This window comes from Paenibacillus athensensis, from assembly GCF_004514475.2.
Lineage (GTDB): Bacteria > Bacillota > Bacilli > Paenibacillales > NBRC-103111 > Paenibacillus_AL > Paenibacillus_AL athensensis.
Map to the genome: position 1 here is coordinate 1 of NZ_MYFO02000005.1, position 18,700 is coordinate 18,700.

General features: G+C 49.9%; 19 protein-coding genes and 1 pseudogene. 4 read left to right on the forward strand and 16 right to left on the reverse strand.

Going from position 1 to position 18,700, the window contains the following annotated elements; genetic code table 11:
- Positions 1 to 192: IS3 family transposase (locus tag B5M42_RS10645; protein ID WP_230632848.1), on the forward strand; the 192-nt coding region annotated here is incomplete at its 5' end.
- A gap of 13 nt (positions 193 to 205) precedes the next feature.
- Here the strand turns inward: B5M42_RS10645 and B5M42_RS10650 are convergent.
- Positions 206 to 712, reverse strand: a complete 507-nt coding sequence (locus B5M42_RS10650) for a polymorphic toxin-type HINT domain-containing protein (RefSeq protein WP_329959303.1) — start codon at positions 710 to 712, stop codon at positions 206 to 208.
- 50 nt (positions 713 to 762) lie between these two features.
- Positions 763 to 1,767 (reverse strand): annotated as a pseudogene (locus tag B5M42_RS10655) (IS110 family RNA-guided transposase); the annotation flags it as partial.
- A gap of 14 nt (positions 1,768 to 1,781) precedes the next feature.
- Here B5M42_RS10655 and B5M42_RS10660 point away from each other — a divergent pair.
- Positions 1,782 to 1,988, forward strand: a complete 207-nt coding sequence (locus B5M42_RS10660) for a helix-turn-helix domain-containing protein (protein ID WP_134754430.1) — start codon at positions 1,782 to 1,784, stop codon at positions 1,986 to 1,988.
- A gap of 2 nt (positions 1,989 to 1,990) precedes the next feature.
- Here B5M42_RS10660 and B5M42_RS10665 read toward each other — a convergent pair whose 3' ends face one another.
- The 13 genes from B5M42_RS10665 to B5M42_RS10725 form a co-directional block, all read right to left on the reverse strand.
- Positions 1,991 to 2,839: a replication initiation factor family protein gene (locus B5M42_RS10665; RefSeq protein ID WP_134754432.1), complete on the reverse strand. Its 849-nt coding sequence runs from the start codon at positions 2,837 to 2,839 to the stop codon at positions 1,991 to 1,993.
- Between the two features lie 552 nt (positions 2,840 to 3,391).
- A complete protein-coding gene (locus B5M42_RS10670) occupies positions 3,392 to 3,913 on the reverse strand; it encodes a hypothetical protein (RefSeq protein WP_134754434.1) in 522 nt (173 codons plus the stop codon).
- A 10-nt stretch (positions 3,914 to 3,923) separates the two neighbouring features.
- The gene (locus tag B5M42_RS10675) at positions 3,924 to 5,906 is read right to left on the reverse strand and encodes a polymorphic toxin-type HINT domain-containing protein (RefSeq protein WP_134754436.1); all 1,983 of its coding nucleotides are present in this window, start codon (positions 5,904 to 5,906) and stop codon (positions 3,924 to 3,926) included.
- A 484-nt stretch (positions 5,907 to 6,390) separates the two neighbouring features.
- Positions 6,391 to 7,620, reverse strand: a complete 1,230-nt coding sequence (locus B5M42_RS10680) for a family 16 glycosylhydrolase (RefSeq protein WP_134754438.1) — start codon at positions 7,618 to 7,620, stop codon at positions 6,391 to 6,393.
- A 507-nt stretch (positions 7,621 to 8,127) separates the two neighbouring features.
- Positions 8,128 to 8,397 (reverse strand): hypothetical protein, encoded by a 270-nt coding sequence (locus B5M42_RS10685; RefSeq protein ID WP_134754440.1) that lies wholly within the window; start codon positions 8,395 to 8,397, stop codon positions 8,128 to 8,130.
- A 214-nt stretch (positions 8,398 to 8,611) separates the two neighbouring features.
- Positions 8,612 to 9,535 (reverse strand): cysteine synthase A, encoded by a 924-nt coding sequence (gene cysK, locus B5M42_RS10690; RefSeq protein WP_134754568.1) that lies wholly within the window; start codon positions 9,533 to 9,535, stop codon positions 8,612 to 8,614.
- Between the two features lie 66 nt (positions 9,536 to 9,601).
- Entirely contained in the window at positions 9,602 to 10,915 is a 1,314-nt protein-coding gene (locus B5M42_RS10695; RefSeq protein ID WP_134754442.1) for an MFS transporter, read from the reverse strand.
- Positions 10,916 to 11,082: 167 nt separating this feature from the next.
- The gene (locus B5M42_RS10700) at positions 11,083 to 11,580 is read right to left on the reverse strand and encodes a hypothetical protein (protein ID WP_134754444.1); all 498 of its coding nucleotides are present in this window, start codon (positions 11,578 to 11,580) and stop codon (positions 11,083 to 11,085) included.
- 42 nt (positions 11,581 to 11,622) lie between these two features.
- Positions 11,623 to 12,354, reverse strand: a complete 732-nt coding sequence (locus tag B5M42_RS10705) for a hypothetical protein (RefSeq protein WP_134754446.1) — start codon at positions 12,352 to 12,354, stop codon at positions 11,623 to 11,625.
- A 139-nt stretch (positions 12,355 to 12,493) separates the two neighbouring features.
- On the reverse strand, positions 12,494 to 12,991 hold the full coding sequence (locus tag B5M42_RS10710) for a hypothetical protein (protein ID WP_134754448.1): 498 nt from the start codon (positions 12,989 to 12,991) through the stop codon (positions 12,494 to 12,496).
- A 147-nt stretch (positions 12,992 to 13,138) separates the two neighbouring features.
- Positions 13,139 to 13,561 (reverse strand): DUF350 domain-containing protein, encoded by a 423-nt coding sequence (locus B5M42_RS10715; protein WP_134754450.1) that lies wholly within the window; start codon positions 13,559 to 13,561, stop codon positions 13,139 to 13,141.
- A gap of 75 nt (positions 13,562 to 13,636) precedes the next feature.
- Positions 13,637 to 14,314 (reverse strand): PspA/IM30 family protein, encoded by a 678-nt coding sequence (locus tag B5M42_RS10720; RefSeq protein WP_134754453.1) that lies wholly within the window; start codon positions 14,312 to 14,314, stop codon positions 13,637 to 13,639.
- A 132-nt stretch (positions 14,315 to 14,446) separates the two neighbouring features.
- Positions 14,447 to 16,801 carry an endonuclease MutS2 gene (locus B5M42_RS10725; protein WP_134754455.1) on the reverse strand — a complete coding sequence of 785 codons (2,355 nt, stop codon included), beginning with the start codon at positions 16,799 to 16,801 and terminating at the stop codon, positions 14,447 to 14,449.
- Positions 16,802 to 17,048: 247 nt separating this feature from the next.
- Here B5M42_RS10725 and B5M42_RS10730 point away from each other — a divergent pair, with 247 nt between their 5' ends.
- On the forward strand, positions 17,049 to 17,411 hold the full coding sequence (locus B5M42_RS10730; protein WP_134754457.1) for a phage holin family protein: 363 nt from the start codon (positions 17,049 to 17,051) through the stop codon (positions 17,409 to 17,411).
- A 265-nt stretch (positions 17,412 to 17,676) separates the two neighbouring features.
- The gene (locus tag B5M42_RS10735) at positions 17,677 to 18,063 is read left to right on the forward strand and encodes a cupredoxin domain-containing protein (RefSeq protein WP_134754460.1); all 387 of its coding nucleotides are present in this window, start codon (positions 17,677 to 17,679) and stop codon (positions 18,061 to 18,063) included.
- Between the two features lie 75 nt (positions 18,064 to 18,138).
- Here B5M42_RS10735 and B5M42_RS10740 read toward each other — a convergent pair whose 3' ends face one another.
- Entirely contained in the window at positions 18,139 to 18,699 is a 561-nt protein-coding gene (locus tag B5M42_RS10740) for a CvpA family protein (RefSeq protein ID WP_134754462.1), read from the reverse strand.
- Position 18,700: the final 1 nt, after the last annotated feature.

Below are 18,700 nucleotides of genomic sequence, written 5' to 3' on the forward strand. Positions count from 1 at the left end.
AGCTTTTTTGCTACGCTAAAGAAAGAGAAGCTGTACAAGATCCGCACGGAGCGCTATCCGATGGCCGCGATGAAATCGATCATCTTCCGATATATTATGGTCTACTACAACAGGCGACGGATCTATACCTCTAATCCAGGTGGCTGGCCCCCCGCCATTTATCGCGAAAGAATGCTGTCAATGGCAGCGTAGAAACGAGATTTCTCTATGAGTGTGTTTTCAAACTGCACTTTTGTTGACAACTCCAATCTCCGATGAGGTCGAATGCTTTATTCCTAGCCTGCTCGTATGTTTTAACACTAGGGAGAATAACCTCACCGCACTTCGAGTTATGCACCCAAATCCCAAGGTCACTCACAAAATACGTATGGAACTCATCCACAGTCATGTTGTAAACCGTGACGTTCTTATGCTCCAGTTCGATACTCTCTACCTTGAGTGTATTGCCATCACTCTGAACAAGCAAGTCCCCGACTTTGAGGTCCTTAACGAATGTCCATCCCTTGCCTTCCACATAGAACGGATGGTTATAGGTCGATTCAATCGTCTGACCACCCACCTGGATGTTGTAAATCTCATCCGTCTCATGGTTAAACGTAGCCGTAACCTCTTTGTACGCTACCTCGCCAGTCTCTTCATTCTTCGAGAGAACCTTATCTCCGACTTGGATATCTTCGATATTCTTCTCCCCTTCGTTAGTTAGAACCTTGATTCAGGGAATAAAGAAGGTGGCCACTGTATTCAGCTACCACCATTGTATCATTAGCTTGCCGCTCGTTCAGGTATAGCGTCAAGTCGGTATTCGGTTTTGTTCTTCAACATGCTGTATAGAATGGTAACAAGTCTTCTCATAATGCAGATGATTGCCTGCTTCTTCTTTTTGCCTTCGCCCAATCGTTTCTCGTAGTATTCACGGAAGATAGGATTGAGCGGCTTACTTGAAGTTCTAGCGGTATGCACTTGCCTTACTGCTAGCCCCCACAGAATCTTGTTCAACACTCGATTTCCTTGCCGTTGGTTACGGTCTTTACCTCTGCCGCCGCTGCTCATTTGGCTTGGTGTAAGCCCTGCATACTTGGCTAACTTGTCAGCACTCGTAAAACGGCTTATGTCTCCGATTTCAGCCACGATAGCCGAAGCTGTAACGTCATCAATACCAGTGAAGGTATTCAGCTTGAAGTCTAGCTTCTGCATGATGTGACGGATGTTGTCCTCCACATCGTTCATCTCACGTTGAACGTCACGAATTTGGTTTACATGACTACGGACAAGGAAATCACGATACTCCTGTCCGTTCCGCTTCGTATTTCCATCAGCTTGAACACTCTCAAGGATAAGAGCAGCTTTCTTAGTCGAACATACATTGCGGCTGTTCTTCCGTAAGAACTCCGCCAATGCTTCTATGGTCACGCCCTCCAATAGATACGGTGAAGGGTACTCATGCCATACAGCTAGTGCTGTTTGACCATCCACTTCACAGAAGAACTTGCTGTAGCTTGGATAGTTATAGCTTAACTGCGTGTGAAGTTGATTTTTGAGCATGACAAGCGTATCACGCAAGCTGTACCGCCGCATGACTAGCTGCTTTAGAATCCAGTAATCATCTTGTGGGTGGGCATTCGGCAACCTGTCCAGTTCATCCAGTAACAGCTTGGCAATGTTCTCTGCATCCCAACTGTCATGCTTCTCTGTCATTGCATAGCTTTTACGCTTCCAGTTAGATAGAGCGGCATTAACCTCTTTGACAAGGAAATGATTCTCAACAAGGTAAGCGGCTAACTATGCCAGTCCGATTACGCCTTAGAGAAATCCTAGAACAGCGGAACATTAGTCAACGGGAACTTGCACGAAGAATGAATATCCGCTCAAGCACAGTAAGCCACCTTTGCTCCGATAAGGTTAATGCAGCTTACTTCGATACATTGGAGCAAATTTGCAAAACACTCGACATTCAGCTTCATGAACTCATAGTCATGGAGGATGAGTAATACTAAAGTGCAACTGGTACTTTGCTCACCACGCCGCCCAGTATGGCACAAGGTATCGTTATGACATCCTCCCATTGCTCTTCCGCCACTCTATCGAAATCCAATGTAGGACGTTGCCGCACTTGCTTCTCGATTTCCCTGCGGTAATACCCCGTTACTTGTTTCTGTTCCAGTTCGCCGCTCATCAATCCATTGACTCTTTGTTGCAGTTTCGGTTTCATCCGCTCAAGTCCAACGACTTGGGAACACAGATAAAGCCTATTGAATTGGGGCGGAAACTGGACTAGAACGCTCATCGGGATTTTCTCATCAGGCTTATACACGATTTCAAACCTCGTTAATTCGCCTTCAATTCTCACTCCTTGCCTTTGCAGCAATTCAACCTTCTTGTCATACACTCGGCAGTATCCTGCTACTTGCCGCTGATGACTTTTATTGGAGTAAAACGTCCCCTTCCTTTTCTTCATGTTCCGCCCAGTCAACGATAGGACGAACAATTCAGATAAGAGCAACGGGATGTCGAACGCTACATCAGAGCGAACATAAAGAATCTCTGTTGCATGATTCCCAATCACTGAAATCCATGACTGGAAGTGAACCAAAGAGTCAGGAGGACATTCTAGCCGAAGCGTATGCTTCCTTGCCATTCGAGCATAAACTAACTGATACGAAAGATACGCCCAATGCTTCCCCTCCCTGACTCGTACACGGTACTTAAATCCCTTGTCCTTAACATAAAACGCAGCGTTGTAGTAATCACAAAGCCGTTGACGAAGTGGATTGAAGAACGTCCAATGCACGTTCGTAAAGTCCACTACTATACGGTCAATCGAAACCTTTACTTCTTCCATGCTTAGCCCCCTGCGGAAATTTTTTAACGAATTTCCGTCTATAATTAGAGGGCAAGGCGGCTAGCCTTCACGTTGCCTTACCTGTATATGTAAACTGCTCGTCAGCAGGGTTCTTTCTTTCGCCGTAACAATCGCTGTAAAGGTCAGTTCCGTTGCGGACAATATCAAAATCCCACATTTTCCGCCGCTACTATGAATTGTCGTGCTATCCATCCAAAAAGATTCGACTTCTGACCTTTCCACCCTCTTTATCGGGACAGGGTATTGTACAGTTGCGGCTCATATTAGAAAAACCGCAAGAGAGCGAAGATAATAAAATACAGGTCAATCATGGTAGTATCTGACCATAATCAACCTGTTTGATGTAACGGTATAGCGTTATTTAGGTAACATTTGTCAAGCTAAGTGTGCGTACAAAGAGATTGCGGAATTTCTTGTACTGATCTTACGAGGGTTATACCTTATTTGATTCAGCCGCCCGATTCATTCGGCACTGGGTGGGGGCTAAAAGAAAGACCTTGAGGAATGGAAACCTCAAGGCAACAAGTGAACTTATATCATGTATTTCAATTCGTCAACACTCAAGTTATTAATAATAAAACCCGAGAGAAAATCTTGCTCATCTAGCAACACATCTAACACATCATTTACCTTCAATTTATTTTGAATTTTACTTTTGGCTAAACATACACACAGATTTAATTCTAAAATAAAGATGTTTACTCCAACAGACTCATCATAGTAATATTCATGCTTCTTCCAAATGTCTGTAGAAAAGGTGGGGTATCCTTTTGAAGCTAAAATATCTAAATGAATTTCCCTATCCTGTTTCTTAATATCACTTTTCTTAATAAAAACTGTAATTTCTTTTAACAAACCTGTCGCTGAGTCTAATGAAATGTCCATAGGTGGGAAATCCCCAAAATCGCAACGCCAATGAACAGGTCTCGAATCAAAGTGTAGAGAATCGCCCTTTATCTCAAGATTAAATAAAATCAGGTCTTCACTTACTTTTTCGAAATATTTATACCCTCGTGAGTCTAATTGATATAACTTAGATAATTTTATACTCATCCAATTCCTCCTACTTCATCAATGCGTGATAGATAACTCCAGTTTCACCATTTATCCCAATTTCCCAACCACCAACAAAGAGCCTATTATCACCATGCTTAAGTTCTTGCTTCGCAGCTAACTTTGCAGCATTCATAAAACTTTCCATAATTTCGTTTTCTGAAAGTAGCCCTCCACCTGCTTTATTAGCAGAAGTCACAAACTCACCCATATGCTTGGTTGCATTGCCTCCTACCCAAACTTCTTTCCCATTTACCTTAAGTCCATTAATTACGAATGATCTAGGAATATTTGTCCCATCAATAACTGGTTGAGTACCTTTAATTGCACTCCAGTTAAAACAACTCGTATTATGAACCCAAATCCCAAGGTCACTAACAAAGTACGTATGGAACTCATCAACCGTCATGTTGTAAACTGTTACGTGCTTATGCAGCAGTTCGATGCTCTCAATCTTGAGTGTATTCCCATCACTCTGTACAAGCAAGTCTCCAACCTTGAGGTCTTTAACAAACGTCCATCCCTTGCCTTCCACATAGAACGGATGGTTGAAAGTTGATTCAATTGTCAGACCGCCCACATGAATCTTGTAAATTTCATCCGTCTCATGGTTGAAAGTAGCCGTAACCTCTTTGTATCCAACCTCACCAGTTGCCTCATCCTTCGAGAGAACCTTATCTCCGACCTCAATGTCTTCAATATTCTTCTCCCCTTCGTCTGTGAGCACCTTCGTTCCTGCGGCAAAACAATTACAGGCTTCCAATAATTTTTTCACGGCTTTAAAACCTTTAGAAACGCTTTTACCTAACAATTTTGCACCCTTGGCTATAACCTTACCCTCAGGAAGTAAGCCGACTGCCGAAATAGCTCGATCTCCAGGTGATAGTTCTTCTTTAGTAATAGGATTTCTACCAGTAATTACCTCAGAAGCTGCTTTTGCACTACCTACTACCGGAATGAAGTCAATAATACAATCTGTCTTTTGATCCCTGCTACTAAAACCGCAATGGCCCGAAGGATCGACTTTGATTAATGGATTATTTTCTACATACGAGTACTGATTAAGCGTAAGCGGATCTTGAATTTCTCCCTGATACGTATCCTCGTTCATAAATCTCTTGATTTCCGGATTGTAATACCGCGCCCGCATGTACAACAACCCGTTATCATCGGTCATGATCCCATCTCGGCCGTCAAAAAGAAACGGATTAGTCGTATCTCCTTGCCGCAGCGTCAGTTCGCCAAATGAATCATAAGCATAGCGATCGGTTACCGCGCCTTCGATATTGCTTAATGCCATAGTATTGCCGTTCGAGTTGAAATGGTAAAGCTTGTACGAACCATCAGCCCCCAACTGACTAATAAGCTCAAGTCCATATACATAATACGTTTGCGGCTGATTGGAGCTATTTGTCTCCATAATCACATTGCTTAGCAGACTATCAACAACAAAACGTGTTTCTACTCCGGCGTACCGGCGAGAAATCCGATTGCCTTCCGCATCATAATCGTAGCTGAAACCACCGGCTGCAATCAATTGATTTCGGGCATCGTATTCAAAAGCTTGTATAGAACCCTGCAAGGGGCCGTGCAGCAGGTTGCCGTTCGCATCGAAGCTGGTTTCGTTTCCATTAAAGGTAGCCAGTCGATTATCGGCTCCATAGGTCATGGTGTCTTGAGCTACTGGAAACATCTGTTGTTCGATATCGCTTTGCTGTTCCGACAAATTACCATTCGCATCATAGCTGAGCGTATTACGCTGAATGACCGTACCGTCGGCTGCCAAATCCTGCAATCCAGTCAATTGACCGACTGCATCATAGGAGCGGGTTTCCACAGAGCCGTCCGGTCGTGTAATTTTCACCAATAAACCTTGGCTATCGTACTCATAGTGCGTTTGGTGTTGCTGCCAATCTTCCACCTGCACTAGTTGATTTGCTTCATCGTACGTATAACTGACGATTTTATTCCCCGGGTATACAATAGAAATCAAATTTCCTGCTTCATCATACGTGTATTGCACCAAATTACCATAAACGTCTGTCGATGAAGTTAATCGATCCAGTTCATCATACGTTCTTATTGTGCTGCGCGAGTCCCCGGCTTGCGATCGGGTCTCGGTAATCTGCGTAACGTTATTGTTGCTATCATACGAATAGGAAAACTCGCGTTCTGCATCCTGGGCATTTGAGCCGGCATAAGCTAAGCTGCACCACTTACAACGTATACATCTTCCAAATTACTAGAACCGATTGGACCGCCGAATCTTTTTTACTGGCAGCCAAGCCATTTTCGACTGTCCCCGTGTAGCCAAAAAAATGCACCCCCGAACGGCCGTCGGATAAACCTGGGGTTTATTCGATGGCCATTTTAAAGAGTGCACTTCACGAAACTGATCAAAATTTTAGCAGAAAGGCAGGAATACTGGCAGCAACATCCTGCACTGTATCCTTCACGATTCCCTTCATGATAAGCATTTAATTATAAACGTTAAATTCTCTGACGGACCACCAGTTGGTACCCGTGCCGGTCTGCACAACCTTGATGTAGCGTGCAGTCGTCTGAGCCACGTTGATCGTGATCAACGGAGCTGTGCCCGTGCCGCTGGCAATCGCGCTCCCCCAATTCGTACCGTCATCGGAGACGAACACCTGATAGCCGCGGGCATAATCGTTATTGCTGCCGGTGCAATCGAGCGTCAGCTTGTTAAAGGTTTTCGGCTTATTCATATCAACGATGACATATTGACCGGGAACCATGTCCTTGCCCGATGTCCAGCGAGTGGACATACTGCCGTCAAGCATGTTCGCCGGTGTGCTGTTCACAGGGGAGGTCGTCGCTGTCCAGCCTGTACGATCCAACGCCGAACCGGACGGCGCTTTGGTGTAGGCGCGGACGTAGTCGACGTACATTTTTTGCGGCAAAACCGTGTCATCGGGACTGGTCTTGCCGGTAAATGGCGTGTTCGGCCCGCCAATCGCAAAATTAAGAATCATATAAAAATTCTGGTCAAACGGGGCCGGATACGACGCGGACGGCGTAAACCAGCCCGTTTTCGTCGAAAATAACACATCATCCACGTACCAGCGAATGGCTCCCGACTCCCATTCTACGGCAAAGGTATGGTACGCGTCGGCAAACGACTGTCCGCTTGGCAACAGGTAGCTGCCGCCCGAAGACGAGTTGTTCGGCCAATCGTTACCGTAATGGATCGTGCCGGACACTTTATTCATCTGGTCGCCGCGGTTTTCCATAATATCGATTTCGCCGCTTTTCGGCCAGCCGCCGTACACGCCATCCGTCGACAGCATCCAAATCGCCGGCCACATGCCTCTGCCTTGAGGCAGCTTGGCGCGAATTTCGAAGCGACCGTATTTCCAGTCCCCTTTGTTTTTGGAAATCAGCTTGGCCGACGTGTAGGATTGACCGCTATAACTTTCTTTTTTCGCTGCGATGACGAGCGAACCGTTCTCCTGATAGGAATTGTCTCTGCGGCTCGTGTAGTATTGCAGCTCGCTGTTGCCGAAGCCGCCGCCCTGATCAATCAGGGTCCATTTCGTGGAATCCGGCGCCGAGCCGTTCGTTCCATTGAACTCATCGGACCAGACAAGCTGCCAGTTGTCGGCAGGCGTAGCCGAAGCGGTATAGGCGGGAAGCAGCGTTAATGTCAAAAGAAACAGGAGGGCAATCGAAATGTTTTTTTTCATCGTTGTACACCGTCACTTTCTTCTGTTGGAGTTAAATCGAGTTTCATTGTAGTCGTTGGAGCCTCCGCACCAGATTAGGTTTGTCCCTTCTCCAAGCACCTCCTTTTATGTTCGCGATGGAGCAACGTCGGTTTGCAGGAATGAAGAGCGTTCACTACAAACATCCAGACAGGGAATGCAATCCGCGTATTTTGGGGGCAGTTGCTTTGGTAACGCTTTCAATCTTGTGCGATAAGATTGCAAGACCGGATTGTAGCAAGCTTCTCCTCGATAATTTCCTCCTTGTTGACGTCCTCATTGGGTATTGTAATCAATATTGAAAAACCGTTTAAGAAACGAAAATGATTTTTTTGGAATATTCTTTACTAGATTTGGCTGTGCAAAATACATCTGCGTACCGCCTCCCAATCAAACAAAAAAACCATCGGGACTCTCCCCCATGGCAGCAGCTTGCAATTTTTCACTTGTATACACCGTCTTACAATTATATGATACGTACTTCCCGCCCTAGTTCCCCAACGTCAACAACTTCCCGAGCGTCACATCGATCTCCCGATACCGATACGACGGCAACACATGCAGCGCAGTCTCTCCCGTACCTCCGCCGAGCGCAATCAACAGGTCGTTATCGTAAACGGAAACCACATAACCGGCAGTCGCTGCCGCCTGAACCATGCCCTCGTCAAGTCCACACGATTCGCATTCCTTCGCATACGCCTGTATAAATCCCGACAGTTGCTCCTCTGTAGGAGCCTCATTTACAAAAGCCAACTTCATCTTCATCCCGCCTTTCGCTTCATGACCTCTATATATAATTATACATATTAATGAATAAATATTCAATTTATTTTCAAAAAATCTTTCCGTTCCTTTCTCTGCGAATCGTCTCAGGGAGCATCCCGCATCACCCTGAACGCTAAAAACGCCAGCAACCGGCAGCGAATCCACATCCGCTCGGTTGCTGGCGCTGTGCTGCGCAAGCTTATTTGGGTCAAAAAATATCCATGCTCAAATACCGTTCGCCCGTATCCGGGGCAATGCACAGCACCCGCTTGCCCGCTCCAAGTCGACGCGCGACCTGCAAGCCCGTCCATACCGAAGCGCCTGCAGACGGGCCAACGAGAATGCCCTCGCGTGCCGCCAGCTCGCGCATCGTCCGCAGCGCATCTTCGTCCGCAACCTGAACGATGGCGTCATAGACGCTCGTGTTCAAAATCGCCGGAACAAAGCCTGGACTCGTCCCGACCAGCTTATGCGGTCCCGGCTGGCCGCCCGACAGTACCGGCGAGCCCTGCGGCTCGACAACGTACACGGCAAGCTCCGGCAGCGCCGCGCGCAGTACCTCGCCCGTTCCGGTAATCGTACCGCCCGTTCCGGCTGTCGCTACAAACGCGTCGAGCCTTCCATCCGTCTGCTCAAGGATTTCCAACGCCGTCGTCTCCCGATGCACCTGCGGATTGGCCGGATTCTCGAACTGCTGCGGGATAAAGCTGCCCGGTAGCCCCGCCGCCAGTTCCTGCGCCTTGCGGATCGCTCCTGGCATCCGTTCGGCTGCCGGCGTCAGCACGACCTCAGCACCATACGCCTTGAGCAGATTGATCCGCTCCTTGGTCATATTGTCCGGCATCACCAGAATCGCGCGGTAGCCTTTGGCCGCGGCATTCATCGCCAGTCCGATGCCCGTATTGCCGCTCGTCGGCTCGATAATCGTCGCGCCCGGACGCAGCAGCCCGTCGCGCTCCGCTTGCTCGATCATGAACCACGCTGCACGATCCTTCACGCTACCGCTCGGATTGAACCGCTCCAGCTTGACATACAGCTCCGCGTCGCCGGGCTGCACCAATCGATTGACCCGAACCGCAGGCGTGCCGCCAATCAGCTCCGTTATATTGTTTACCATCCTCCGCTGCGTCATCGCCTTCAGCCACTCCCTTGTCCGCACATGAATTCCTCCTTCATTGTAGCGGGCTGAGCGGTATTGTCAAGCTCGATGCGCCGCCTTCAGCTGCTTGCGGATGAACAGCCAGCTGACCAGCGGCGAGCTGCCGATTACGAGCATTAACGTGCTGATGACCTTAGGCTGCGTGCTCCACGACACGACAGCAATAAATAACAGCGCTCCCACCACCCTGCCGGCGTTTAATCCCAGCTCGCGCAATACGACGTACTCCTCTCGTTGTCGGGCGCTTTCGGCATCCGAACCGATCAAATCAAAGACCGCCGACACCATTGGAATGGTATATAGCGGAAATACCAGCGCCACCGTCACGCCGAAAATCAACAACGTCACATAGCTCACCTGCCAGAAAAAAGGCACAATAACCGCAACCATCAGCCCCGCCCCTACCAGCATCGCCCACAGTCGAAAGCGCGGCTTTATATAGCGTCCTACCGCCCAGTAGCTGACCAATCCTACAGACGACGTCACCAGCGTAAAATTACCGAGCCTACCTTCGCTTTGCGTCGCCAAATAAACAAGCAAACCGATCATAAAGCCAAACACGCCCTCGCGTACTCCTTGGGCCGCCAGCGCAGCAAATACCCGCCGCCAAGGCGTATCCTTTCGCTTCAGACAGCGGACGGCAAGCAGCCACTCGTAGCTGCCCTCGGCCTTTCTTTTTTTCAGAAAAAAGCTGACGACGACCCCCAGCACAAAAATCCCCAGCGAAAGCGAAAAAATCAACCGATACCCGTTCACGCCGCCCAAACGCACGATCAGCCCACCCGACACCCACGGCGCAACCATCCCCGCAATGGAACTCAGCAAGCCAACCCAACCATTGAAGCGGTCGCGGCTGTCCGGATCCGTCACCTCAAAATATACGACATTAAAAGCCAGCCAGAACAAGCCGGTAGAAATGCCCTGCACCATGCCAAGCGGCACAATATAATGGACGCTAGTCGTTCCCAGCCACAGCACCAGCAGATAAAATACGGCCGACACCGCAACGCCGATCCGCAGGCAGTTCATTTTGTTGTGCTCCTTCACCCACTTGCCGGCCACCCAAAAGGTCAACGCCATCGTCAAAAACGTCACCAGCGTAAACCAGCCGATCAGTGCAAAATCATGCTTGGCCTTCCACAAATAGACCCCCACGAACGTACCGGACAACGAATTGCCGATCGTAAACAACGCATTGACCGCAAGCAATAGCATCGCTTGACCGTCCAGACGTCCCCGATCTTCCTCCGCAGACGCCACAACCGTACCTCGCCCTTCAAAATAACCGCTGCCCGCGGACTGCTTGCCCCAGCCCGGGTAAAGGCGGTGCCTCGTTGGATCGTGATGATTCATAGTAGACGTTCCCCTTTGTCCGGTATTGAAATCCTGTTTTAAGATTTCCCCATTCCGGCTTGGAATAAAGACGCCAGCCCTGATTTGGAAAATGTTAAGCACAACAAAAAAAGCCTGCAGCATACAGGACACCTGAATGACGCAAGCTTTTCATATTTACAGACAAATTATCGGTAACTCATTCCCATCAAAGCTTCACCTGAGGCTGCATCGATCACTACATTAAATTCCTCATGTTCGGTCCGGTCAGCTCCACCACGCGATGGATGAATATGTAAACCATGAAAGGAAACGATGTAAGCTGGCAATTGATGAATACGTCCGTCTTGTTCCAATTTTTTGTTCTTTCGTTTGGCTTCATCCGAAATCATCTCGTAGGAATCTTGGGTAACCAGTTGATATTCTACAGTAACACTTGTTGCATCTCCCGCTGCGCTAGGGAATGCCTCACTTGCTGATTTTATCGCGACATCTTCTTGGACAATCGGTTCGTCCATAGCTGGTTCCAATTTGAAATTCATTTGACCTAGCTTCTCTATATCGTGTTTAGTAGAAAATCCCTTGACTGCTTTCACAGTTGGATTGTCATGGAAAGCCAAAAATAAAAATGCTGCTGTAAAAAGAACAGCAAAAGTAAGAATCATACGAAAGGATTTGAACTTCATTGTTGAACTACCCCCTCTAAATAAATATGATATCAGAATCAGTTAGTATCGTGAATCCCACAAATACATTGGACCATTTTGCGTATAGTAATAATAGGAATCTTGCATTGTATTTGTATCAGTCACAGAAGTCAATGAAGGATGGTTATCCGTGGTTCCATTATAAACAACAGTTAATTGAGAAAATGAAGCTTTACTTGAAGCTCCTCCTCCAAAAGCAGCCTTAAATGCATTTCCAGTGCTACTGCTTACTTCCTCACCTACTTGAATACCGCTTGCCAAGAAACCGCTATATGAACCTACAGTTGTTGAATCAATGGTGGTTACAAAGTTTCCGCTGGAATCTTTATTAATTTTATAAATATGGCTCGAATTCGCTGCAGGTCCATAGGTACCAATAATCTCAAACCAACTGCTTGAACTGTAGCTGTACTCTGCAAAATAATGCATGCCACTTTTACTAAAAGCAGTATCGTTATAATATCTCCACCCATCTTGAACGTAAGCATATTTGCTGGACCCGCCAATCATAATTGTTGCTAACGATGTACTTTGTGCATAGGTTACTGGATAACTCGGGGTGTAAAAGCTTGTCGACGCAAAAGTAATGCCTGTCCCGCTTGTTCCGTAATTCTTGATAAATGCATTCTGACAATTGTACTGTGTGCCAGTTGTTGAACCACAATCAGGCGTATTAGCAGCTGAAAAAAGCGGAATTTGTAAAAAAATTAGTAATGTTAAATAACCCAAAATCGTCCTCATTCTTCTTTTCATTCTGATCTCCTTTACGATTGCGTAAAATAAAACGGTCATCGGGCCCATGAACTCTTAAACTTTATCACCATATTTTGTAAAAGTAAATAAAAAAATCCTCCTCCTTCAGCTTTTACTGAAAGAGAAGAATTCTATTTGCTTATGTTTCCTCTTTAATCCGATCCACCATCTTCATCCGATCCTCGTCGGACAATACCTTCTCTACCTTAAAACACGACGGGCACACGTAGACATTCAACCGAAACGGCGCCTGCAGGAACGGCGCGCCCAGCGTTTGCGACGTTTGCGGAACGAACCGCTCGCTGGCTACCGTCTCTACTCCGGCCAGCAGCAGCAGCTCATGACAGCTGGCGCACTCCGGCGCTTCCTCCTGCTCATCGCTCATTGCCTGCACAACTTCCCCGTAACGATCCAACGGCTCGTCATCGCCTTCCCAGGCGTCGGCCAGATCGGCGTCATCCTCTTCTTCATCAGCCATCTGCAGCGGCTGTCCCGTCTGCTTGACCGTCAACTGAATGCTGCGATAGTCGCTCAGTTCGTTAAAGCAATGCGGGCATTCGTCTTCCGGACCGATTTCCGGGTCCCAGACAATCTCCGTCTGACACCACGGACATACCATTTCTTCTCGTGCATTCATGCCGTTACTCCTCCGTGCTTACGCATTGTTCATCACATAATAGACGCCGATCGCCACAAAAATAAGCGCCAGCGCCAGCAAGCTCCCCCACAGGTACTTCATAATCGTTCAAAGCCCCCAACCGCAAATGATGTGTGCCGTCCGTCTTCACGTGACGCATGCGCCAACCACGTAAGACAAGGAAATCGAGATCATCATGGACAGCAAGCCAACGGCGCGGTTGTCCTTCTTGATTTCATCGTCAATTTTAAAATATGGCGTCAAAAATTCAAAAATAAAATAAGCGACCAGCAGCAGCAAAAATCCGTAACCCGCCCAGATCAGCGAACGGATCATCGTATCGTTATTCAAAATCGCAAAGCGAAACAGATTGCAAATACCAAAAATTTTACCCCCGGTCGCCATCGCTACAGACAAATTGCCAGCTTTGATCTCGGCCCAATCATTGTATTTAGTCACCATTTCGAACAGTGTCAAAAAAACGACCAGTGCGATGACTGCCACGGCAAAAAAAGCGAGTGTGCCCACATACGGATTGTTCAGCAAATCTTCCACCTCAATGTCCGTCAATTTCCTGCCCCCCTACAAAAAGGTTGAAGAGACTGGCTAACCAGTCTCTCGCAGGTGTTGGCTTTCATTATAGCATTACGGTTGTTTTTTTGCAGCCAGCTTGGCTTTCATCGCCGCCAGCTCGTCGTCTACGCCGCTGCTTGCGCCCAGCGCGTCAAGCTCGTCGTCGAGGCCGCGGTTCTTGGCGCGAATTTCACCGCTCGCTTGCGCTTCGGCTTCCATTTGCAGCACCTTCTCCGTCATGCGGTCGAAGCCTTTGGAGGCGTTGTCGACGCCGAAGCCGGACATGGCCTGGTTGATCTGCTTTTGCGCCTTCGCCGCTTCGGCGCGGGCGATGAGCAGGTCCTTTTTGTTTTTCATTTTGCTAAACTCGTCTTTCATATCGTTCAGCTGGTTGCGGAGCTGATCCGCGTTCGTTTTGGCAATGTCGTATTGGCGCTTCAACTCGTCGTAACGGGTCTGATGCTCCTTCTTGTCCTCCAGCGCGCGGCGGGCCAAATCCTCGTTGCCTTGCTCCAGCGCCTTCATCGCTTGCTCGGCGCGCTTATTTACCATTTCCTCAGCTTCCTGCGTTTGCTGCTGGAAGCGTTTCTCAATCGCGATTTGCTTGGCTACTGCCGCTTCCGCGTCATTGATGTCTTCTTCCATGTCGCGGAGAAACTGATTAAGCATCTTGACCGGATCTTCCGCTTTGTCCAGCATATCGTTGATCGAAGCCATCGTCATGTCGCGCAGTCTTTTAAAAATTCCCATTGTAAAAAGCCTCCTCTTATTATTCGTCTATGAATGAACTTGCAAGAACTCACTGTTTGTTGTCGCCGCTGCTTACACTGAATACATACGCAAGCGGGAAAGCATAGTTTCAAAAAGCAGATAACTTTTTTTCTAGGCCAATTCGACGACCGTCACCCCTACGCCGCCTTCGTTGTAGTTGCCATACCGGTAAGATTTCACATGCTTGTGGCGGCGTAAATATTCCTGCATGCCGGTCCGCAAAACCCCGGTGCCCTTGCCGTGAATCAGGTACACCTGACCGAGATTGGACATGATCGATTCGTCAAGGAACCGATCGGCCTCCATCAGCGCTTCTTCCAGGTTCATGCCGCGCAAATCCAGCTCCATGCGGACGTGTTCATCGCGCGAGCGCTTCACCGTCGGCGACGTCGCTTGCGCTTTCTTGGGCGCTGCGCCGCCGACGCGATCCAGATCGGCCAGCTTGACCTTCATCTTCATGATGCCCAGCTGCACCAGCGCTTCCGTCGCGTTCACGATCTCGACGACGTGTCCCTTCTGGCCGAGGCTCGCCACCTGTACCTCGTCACCCGGCTCGATCCGCTCCGGCCGCTTCTTCGCGGCCGCGCGCTTCTCGCGCAGCTCCGGCGCCGCTTGATCCAGCTTGCGGCGCGCCTCGATCAGCCGGTGTTCCTTGACGGAACCGGCTTCCTCCCGCGCCATGCGCCGCAGCTCGGCGATGACTTCGTCCGCCTCGCGCCGCGCCTTGGCGACCGCCTCGCGCGCGTCGCGCTCGGCCTTCTCGAGCAGCTTGTCGCGCTGCTCGTCAAGCTCCTTCTTCTGCGCCTCCAGCTCGCGGCGCAGCTGATCGGCCTCGCGCCGCAGCTGCGCTGCGGTTTCGCGCTCGGCTTCGGCGGTCAGGCGGTTCTCCTCCAGCGACGCGATCATCGATTCGACGCGCTGCTCCTCCTCGCCCACCTGACCGCGCGCGCTTTCGATGATGCGGCGCGACAAGCCGAGCCGCTCCGCAATGGCGAAAGCGTTGCTTCGTCCCGGCACGCCCACCAGTAGCCGGTAGGTTGGACTAAGCGTCTGCACGTCAAACTCCATGCTGGCGTTGATCGTGCCGGGACGCTGGTACGCATACGCCTTCAGCTCGCTGTAATGTGTCGTGGCGATCATGCGGCAGCCCATCCGATGGATGTAATCCAGAATGGCGATCGCCAGTGCCGAGCCTTCGGCCGGATCGGTCCCTGCGCCAAGCTCGTCGAGCAGCACCAGACTTTTCGGCGTCATATCGCGCAAAATGCTGATGATGTTCGTCATATGGCTCGAAAACGTACTCAAGTTCTGCTCAATGCTTTGCTCGTCGCCGATATCGGCGTAAATGGCATCGAACACGCACAGCTGACTGCCCTCTTCCGCCGGAACGAACAGCCCGGACATCGCCATCAGGCTGAGCAAGCCGACCGTTTTCAGCGACACGGTTTTACCACCCGTATTCGGCCCCGTCACAATAATCGTCGAATAATCGTTGCCCAGCTCCAAATCGAGCGGAACGACAGCGTCGGCGGCGATCAACGGATGCCGGCCACGCTTGATCTTGATGAACCCGCGATCGTTCAGCCGCGGCATCGTCGCTTTCATTTCGCGGGCCAAGCCCGCTTTGGCGAACGTAAAATCCAGCAGCACCAGTTGGTCCACGTCAGCCACAAGCTCATCGACGAGCTCGGCTACCAGCGCGGTCAGCGCACGCAGTACCTTTTCAATCTCCGCTTCTTCCTTGAGCTTCAGCTCACGCAGCTTATTGTTCAGCTGCACGACCGATTCCGGCTCGATGAACAACGTCGCTCCCGACGACGACTGGTCGTGAATAATGCCGCCAAAGCTGCTGCGATATTCCTGTTTGACCGGAATCACGTAGCGGTCGTTACGGATCGTCACCAGCGCGTCCTGCAGCATTTTCTGCACCGATGACGAGCGGATCATTTGCTCCAACCGCTCGCGGACGCGCGCTTCGCCCGTGCGCAGCTCGCTGCGCACCCGGCCCAGCTCGGGGCTTGCGCTGTCGACGATGACGGCATTTTCGTCAATACAGCTGTTGATGCGATCCTCCAGCGCCTTATTGTCGCTTAGCAGCTCGACCTGCGCCTTGAGCAGCGGCACGGCATATTCCTCGTGCAGCGCCAGCACAAACCGTTTCAGCCGCCGCGAGCCGAAGCTTGTCGTCGAAATATCAAGCAACTCGCCGGCATTGAGCATCCCACCGATCCGGGCGCGGTGCAGCGCGGCGCGGATGTCGCGGATCCCCCCGAACGGTGCGTTGCCTTTCAACCGCTCGACGTTCACTGCTTCATCGGTCGCAGCGAGCCGCAGCTTCACCTCTTCGAAATCGCCCGTAGGCAGCAGCGTTTCCACATACGCCTTGCCCAGCGAGGTCGCGGCATGATGATGCAATTTATGTAAAATCTTCGCGTAATCCAACGTTTTCAAAATCTTCGCGTTCAACTTATGTCCATCCCCTTTTCTCCCTTCTATTATAAACCAAAGCGCCGGATGTTAGCTACGGAGACAATAAGTATATGGAAAAATCCGGCGGCCATACTTCGCCCGTCGCGGGACATACTAGGTTGTGCACCTGTGTAGCGCGGAACTTAGGCAAGGTTCCGCATGCGCCGCAAGCAACATCTCTTGGGCAATCCCCTACGTTTGGACTGTGAGCTTTTCACACACTAACATGAAGGAGGTCGTCAGGATGCATTTTCTTGGACATTTGGTCAGGTTTATCGTATCCGCAGTGGTGTTGATGGTGGTGGGTTGGCTGGTGCCGGGCTTTAGCGTCGGCGGGTTCTGGAGCGCCTTTTTCCTCGCTCTGGTCATCGCTTTGGCCGCTTGGGTCATCGAAGGGGTATTCGGCAAACGAATCACTCCGTTCGGTCGGGGAATCGTCGGATTTATCGTCAGCGCGCTCGTCATCTGGGGCTCGCAATTTGTAGTCTCCGGCGTGTCCAGCAGCCTGATTGGCGCCGTGCTTGCCGCCTTGGTGATCGGGATTATCGACCTGTTTATTCCAGTCAGCACGCCGTTCGAACACGGCTTGACCGGCAGGGAAGATTAACCGATTATTGCCGAACCGATGAGCTTCATCCAAAAAGGCCGGTCTGCAGCGGTTATCCGCCGGGCCGGTCTTTTACGTGCTGCGAGCCTTCCCTAGCAGAAAATCAGGCCGTACTCTGTGATTTATATCACACTGCAGCCAAAAATGCTGAATATTGACTACGTTCTTTCACTTGTTTGACACTGCATTTCTATAAAACTTGCGATACAATAGCTACAAAGAGTCATTTCTTTTAAAATGAACTCGATAATGGAGGGGTTTACAAATGAAAAAAATTCTCGTACTCGCTGTACTGGGAGCCGCTTTGGTAGCGTCTCTGACTGCTTGCGGCGGCGCTAAAGAAACTTCCGGAGCAGCAGCCACAGCAGATGCGGGCGCAGCTTCCGGCGCACAAGAAATCACGATCAAAGCAACCAATTTCCAATTTGACCAAAAAGAATATCACGTGAAAAAAGGCCAGCCGGTCAAATTGACATTGTCCATCTCCCAAGGCATGCACGGCGTTGCGATTAAAGATCTGGACGTCAAGCTGGAGGGCAATCACAAATCCGTCACGTTTACACCGGACAAGGCAGGAACATTCCCGCTGGAATGCTCGATCATGTGCGGTACGGGCCACGGCGATATGAAAGCGGCGCTGGTCGTCGAATAATTAAAACCTCTGCATCCCACAAAAAGCAAAGCGGAACTAAGTGCCTGATCGCAGGTACGAAGTTCCGCTTTTTTATCAGATCGACTTGATCGTGGTCGAGCCTTCCTTCCACAGCTCCTGCAGCTTGCCAGCTACAGCGGGAAAGCCGTCGATGCAATAGGGGGCGAGTTGCGAGCCGCTGAGCAGCCTTTGCACCGAATCCGCCGGCCAAATCGTCATCACGTTGACGGCGATGACAAGAATTAACAGCGCCTCGACCAAGCCGAGCAGCGCGCCGCTCCAACGGTTGAGAAAATTCAGTCCAGGCGCCTTGGCGATCAGATGCAGCACCTTGCCTGCCACAGTCAAACCAAGCTTGACCACAAAAAATAACAACGCAAACGCAAGCGCATTAAACACATACGTATCCAGATGCAGACCCTTGACCACAAATTCGTATTTGGCATAGCTTTCAAAAACCGAAACCGGGAAAAGCTGACTCAAAATCGGCGCGAGATCGCGATAGAGCCAGAAAGCAACAAGATAAGCCAGCAGGAAGCCTGAGAGCGAAATGATTTGCGCGATGAAGCCGCGCCGGTATCCGATAATCAGGGCCAATGCGAGCAGCGCCAGCATGACCATATCCAGTCCGTTCAAC

What these genes read in the sequence shown, in the direction of transcription:
- B5M42_RS10735 (WP_134754460.1), top strand. Translation starts at nt 17,677, where the DNA reads ATGAAAAAAATTCTCGTACTCGCTGTACTGGGAGCCGCTTTGGTAGCG.
- B5M42_RS10685 (WP_134754440.1), bottom strand. Translation starts at nt 8,397, where the DNA reads ATGAAGTTGGCTTTTGTAAATGAGGCTCCTACAGAGGAGCAACTGTCG.
- B5M42_RS10695 (WP_134754442.1), bottom strand. Translation starts at nt 10,915, where the DNA reads ATGAATCATCACGATCCAACGAGGCACCGCCTTTACCCGGGCTGGGGC.
- B5M42_RS10700 (WP_134754444.1), bottom strand. Translation starts at nt 11,580, where the DNA reads ATGAAGTTCAAATCCTTTCGTATGATTCTTACTTTTGCTGTTCTTTTT.
- B5M42_RS10705 (WP_134754446.1), bottom strand. Translation starts at nt 12,354, where the DNA reads ATGAAAAGAAGAATGAGGACGATTTTGGGTTATTTAACATTACTAATT.
- B5M42_RS10660 (WP_134754430.1), top strand. Translation starts at nt 1,782, where the DNA reads ATGCCAGTCCGATTACGCCTTAGAGAAATCCTAGAACAGCGGAACATT.
- B5M42_RS10670 (WP_134754434.1), bottom strand. Translation starts at nt 3,913, where the DNA reads ATGAGTATAAAATTATCTAAGTTATATCAATTAGACTCACGAGGGTAT.
- B5M42_RS10665 (WP_134754432.1), bottom strand. Translation starts at nt 2,839, where the DNA reads ATGGAAGAAGTAAAGGTTTCGATTGACCGTATAGTAGTGGACTTTACG.
- B5M42_RS10680 (WP_134754438.1), bottom strand. Translation starts at nt 7,620, where the DNA reads ATGAAAAAAAACATTTCGATTGCCCTCCTGTTTCTTTTGACATTAACG.
- cysK (WP_134754568.1), bottom strand. Translation starts at nt 9,535, where the DNA reads ATGACGCAGCGGAGGATGGTAAACAATATAACGGAGCTGATTGGCGGC.
- B5M42_RS10730 (WP_134754457.1), top strand. Translation starts at nt 17,049, where the DNA reads ATGCATTTTCTTGGACATTTGGTCAGGTTTATCGTATCCGCAGTGGTG.
- B5M42_RS10710 (WP_134754448.1), bottom strand. Translation starts at nt 12,991, where the DNA reads ATGAATGCACGAGAAGAAATGGTATGTCCGTGGTGTCAGACGGAGATT.
- B5M42_RS10720 (WP_134754453.1), bottom strand. Translation starts at nt 14,314, where the DNA reads ATGGGAATTTTTAAAAGACTGCGCGACATGACGATGGCTTCGATCAAC.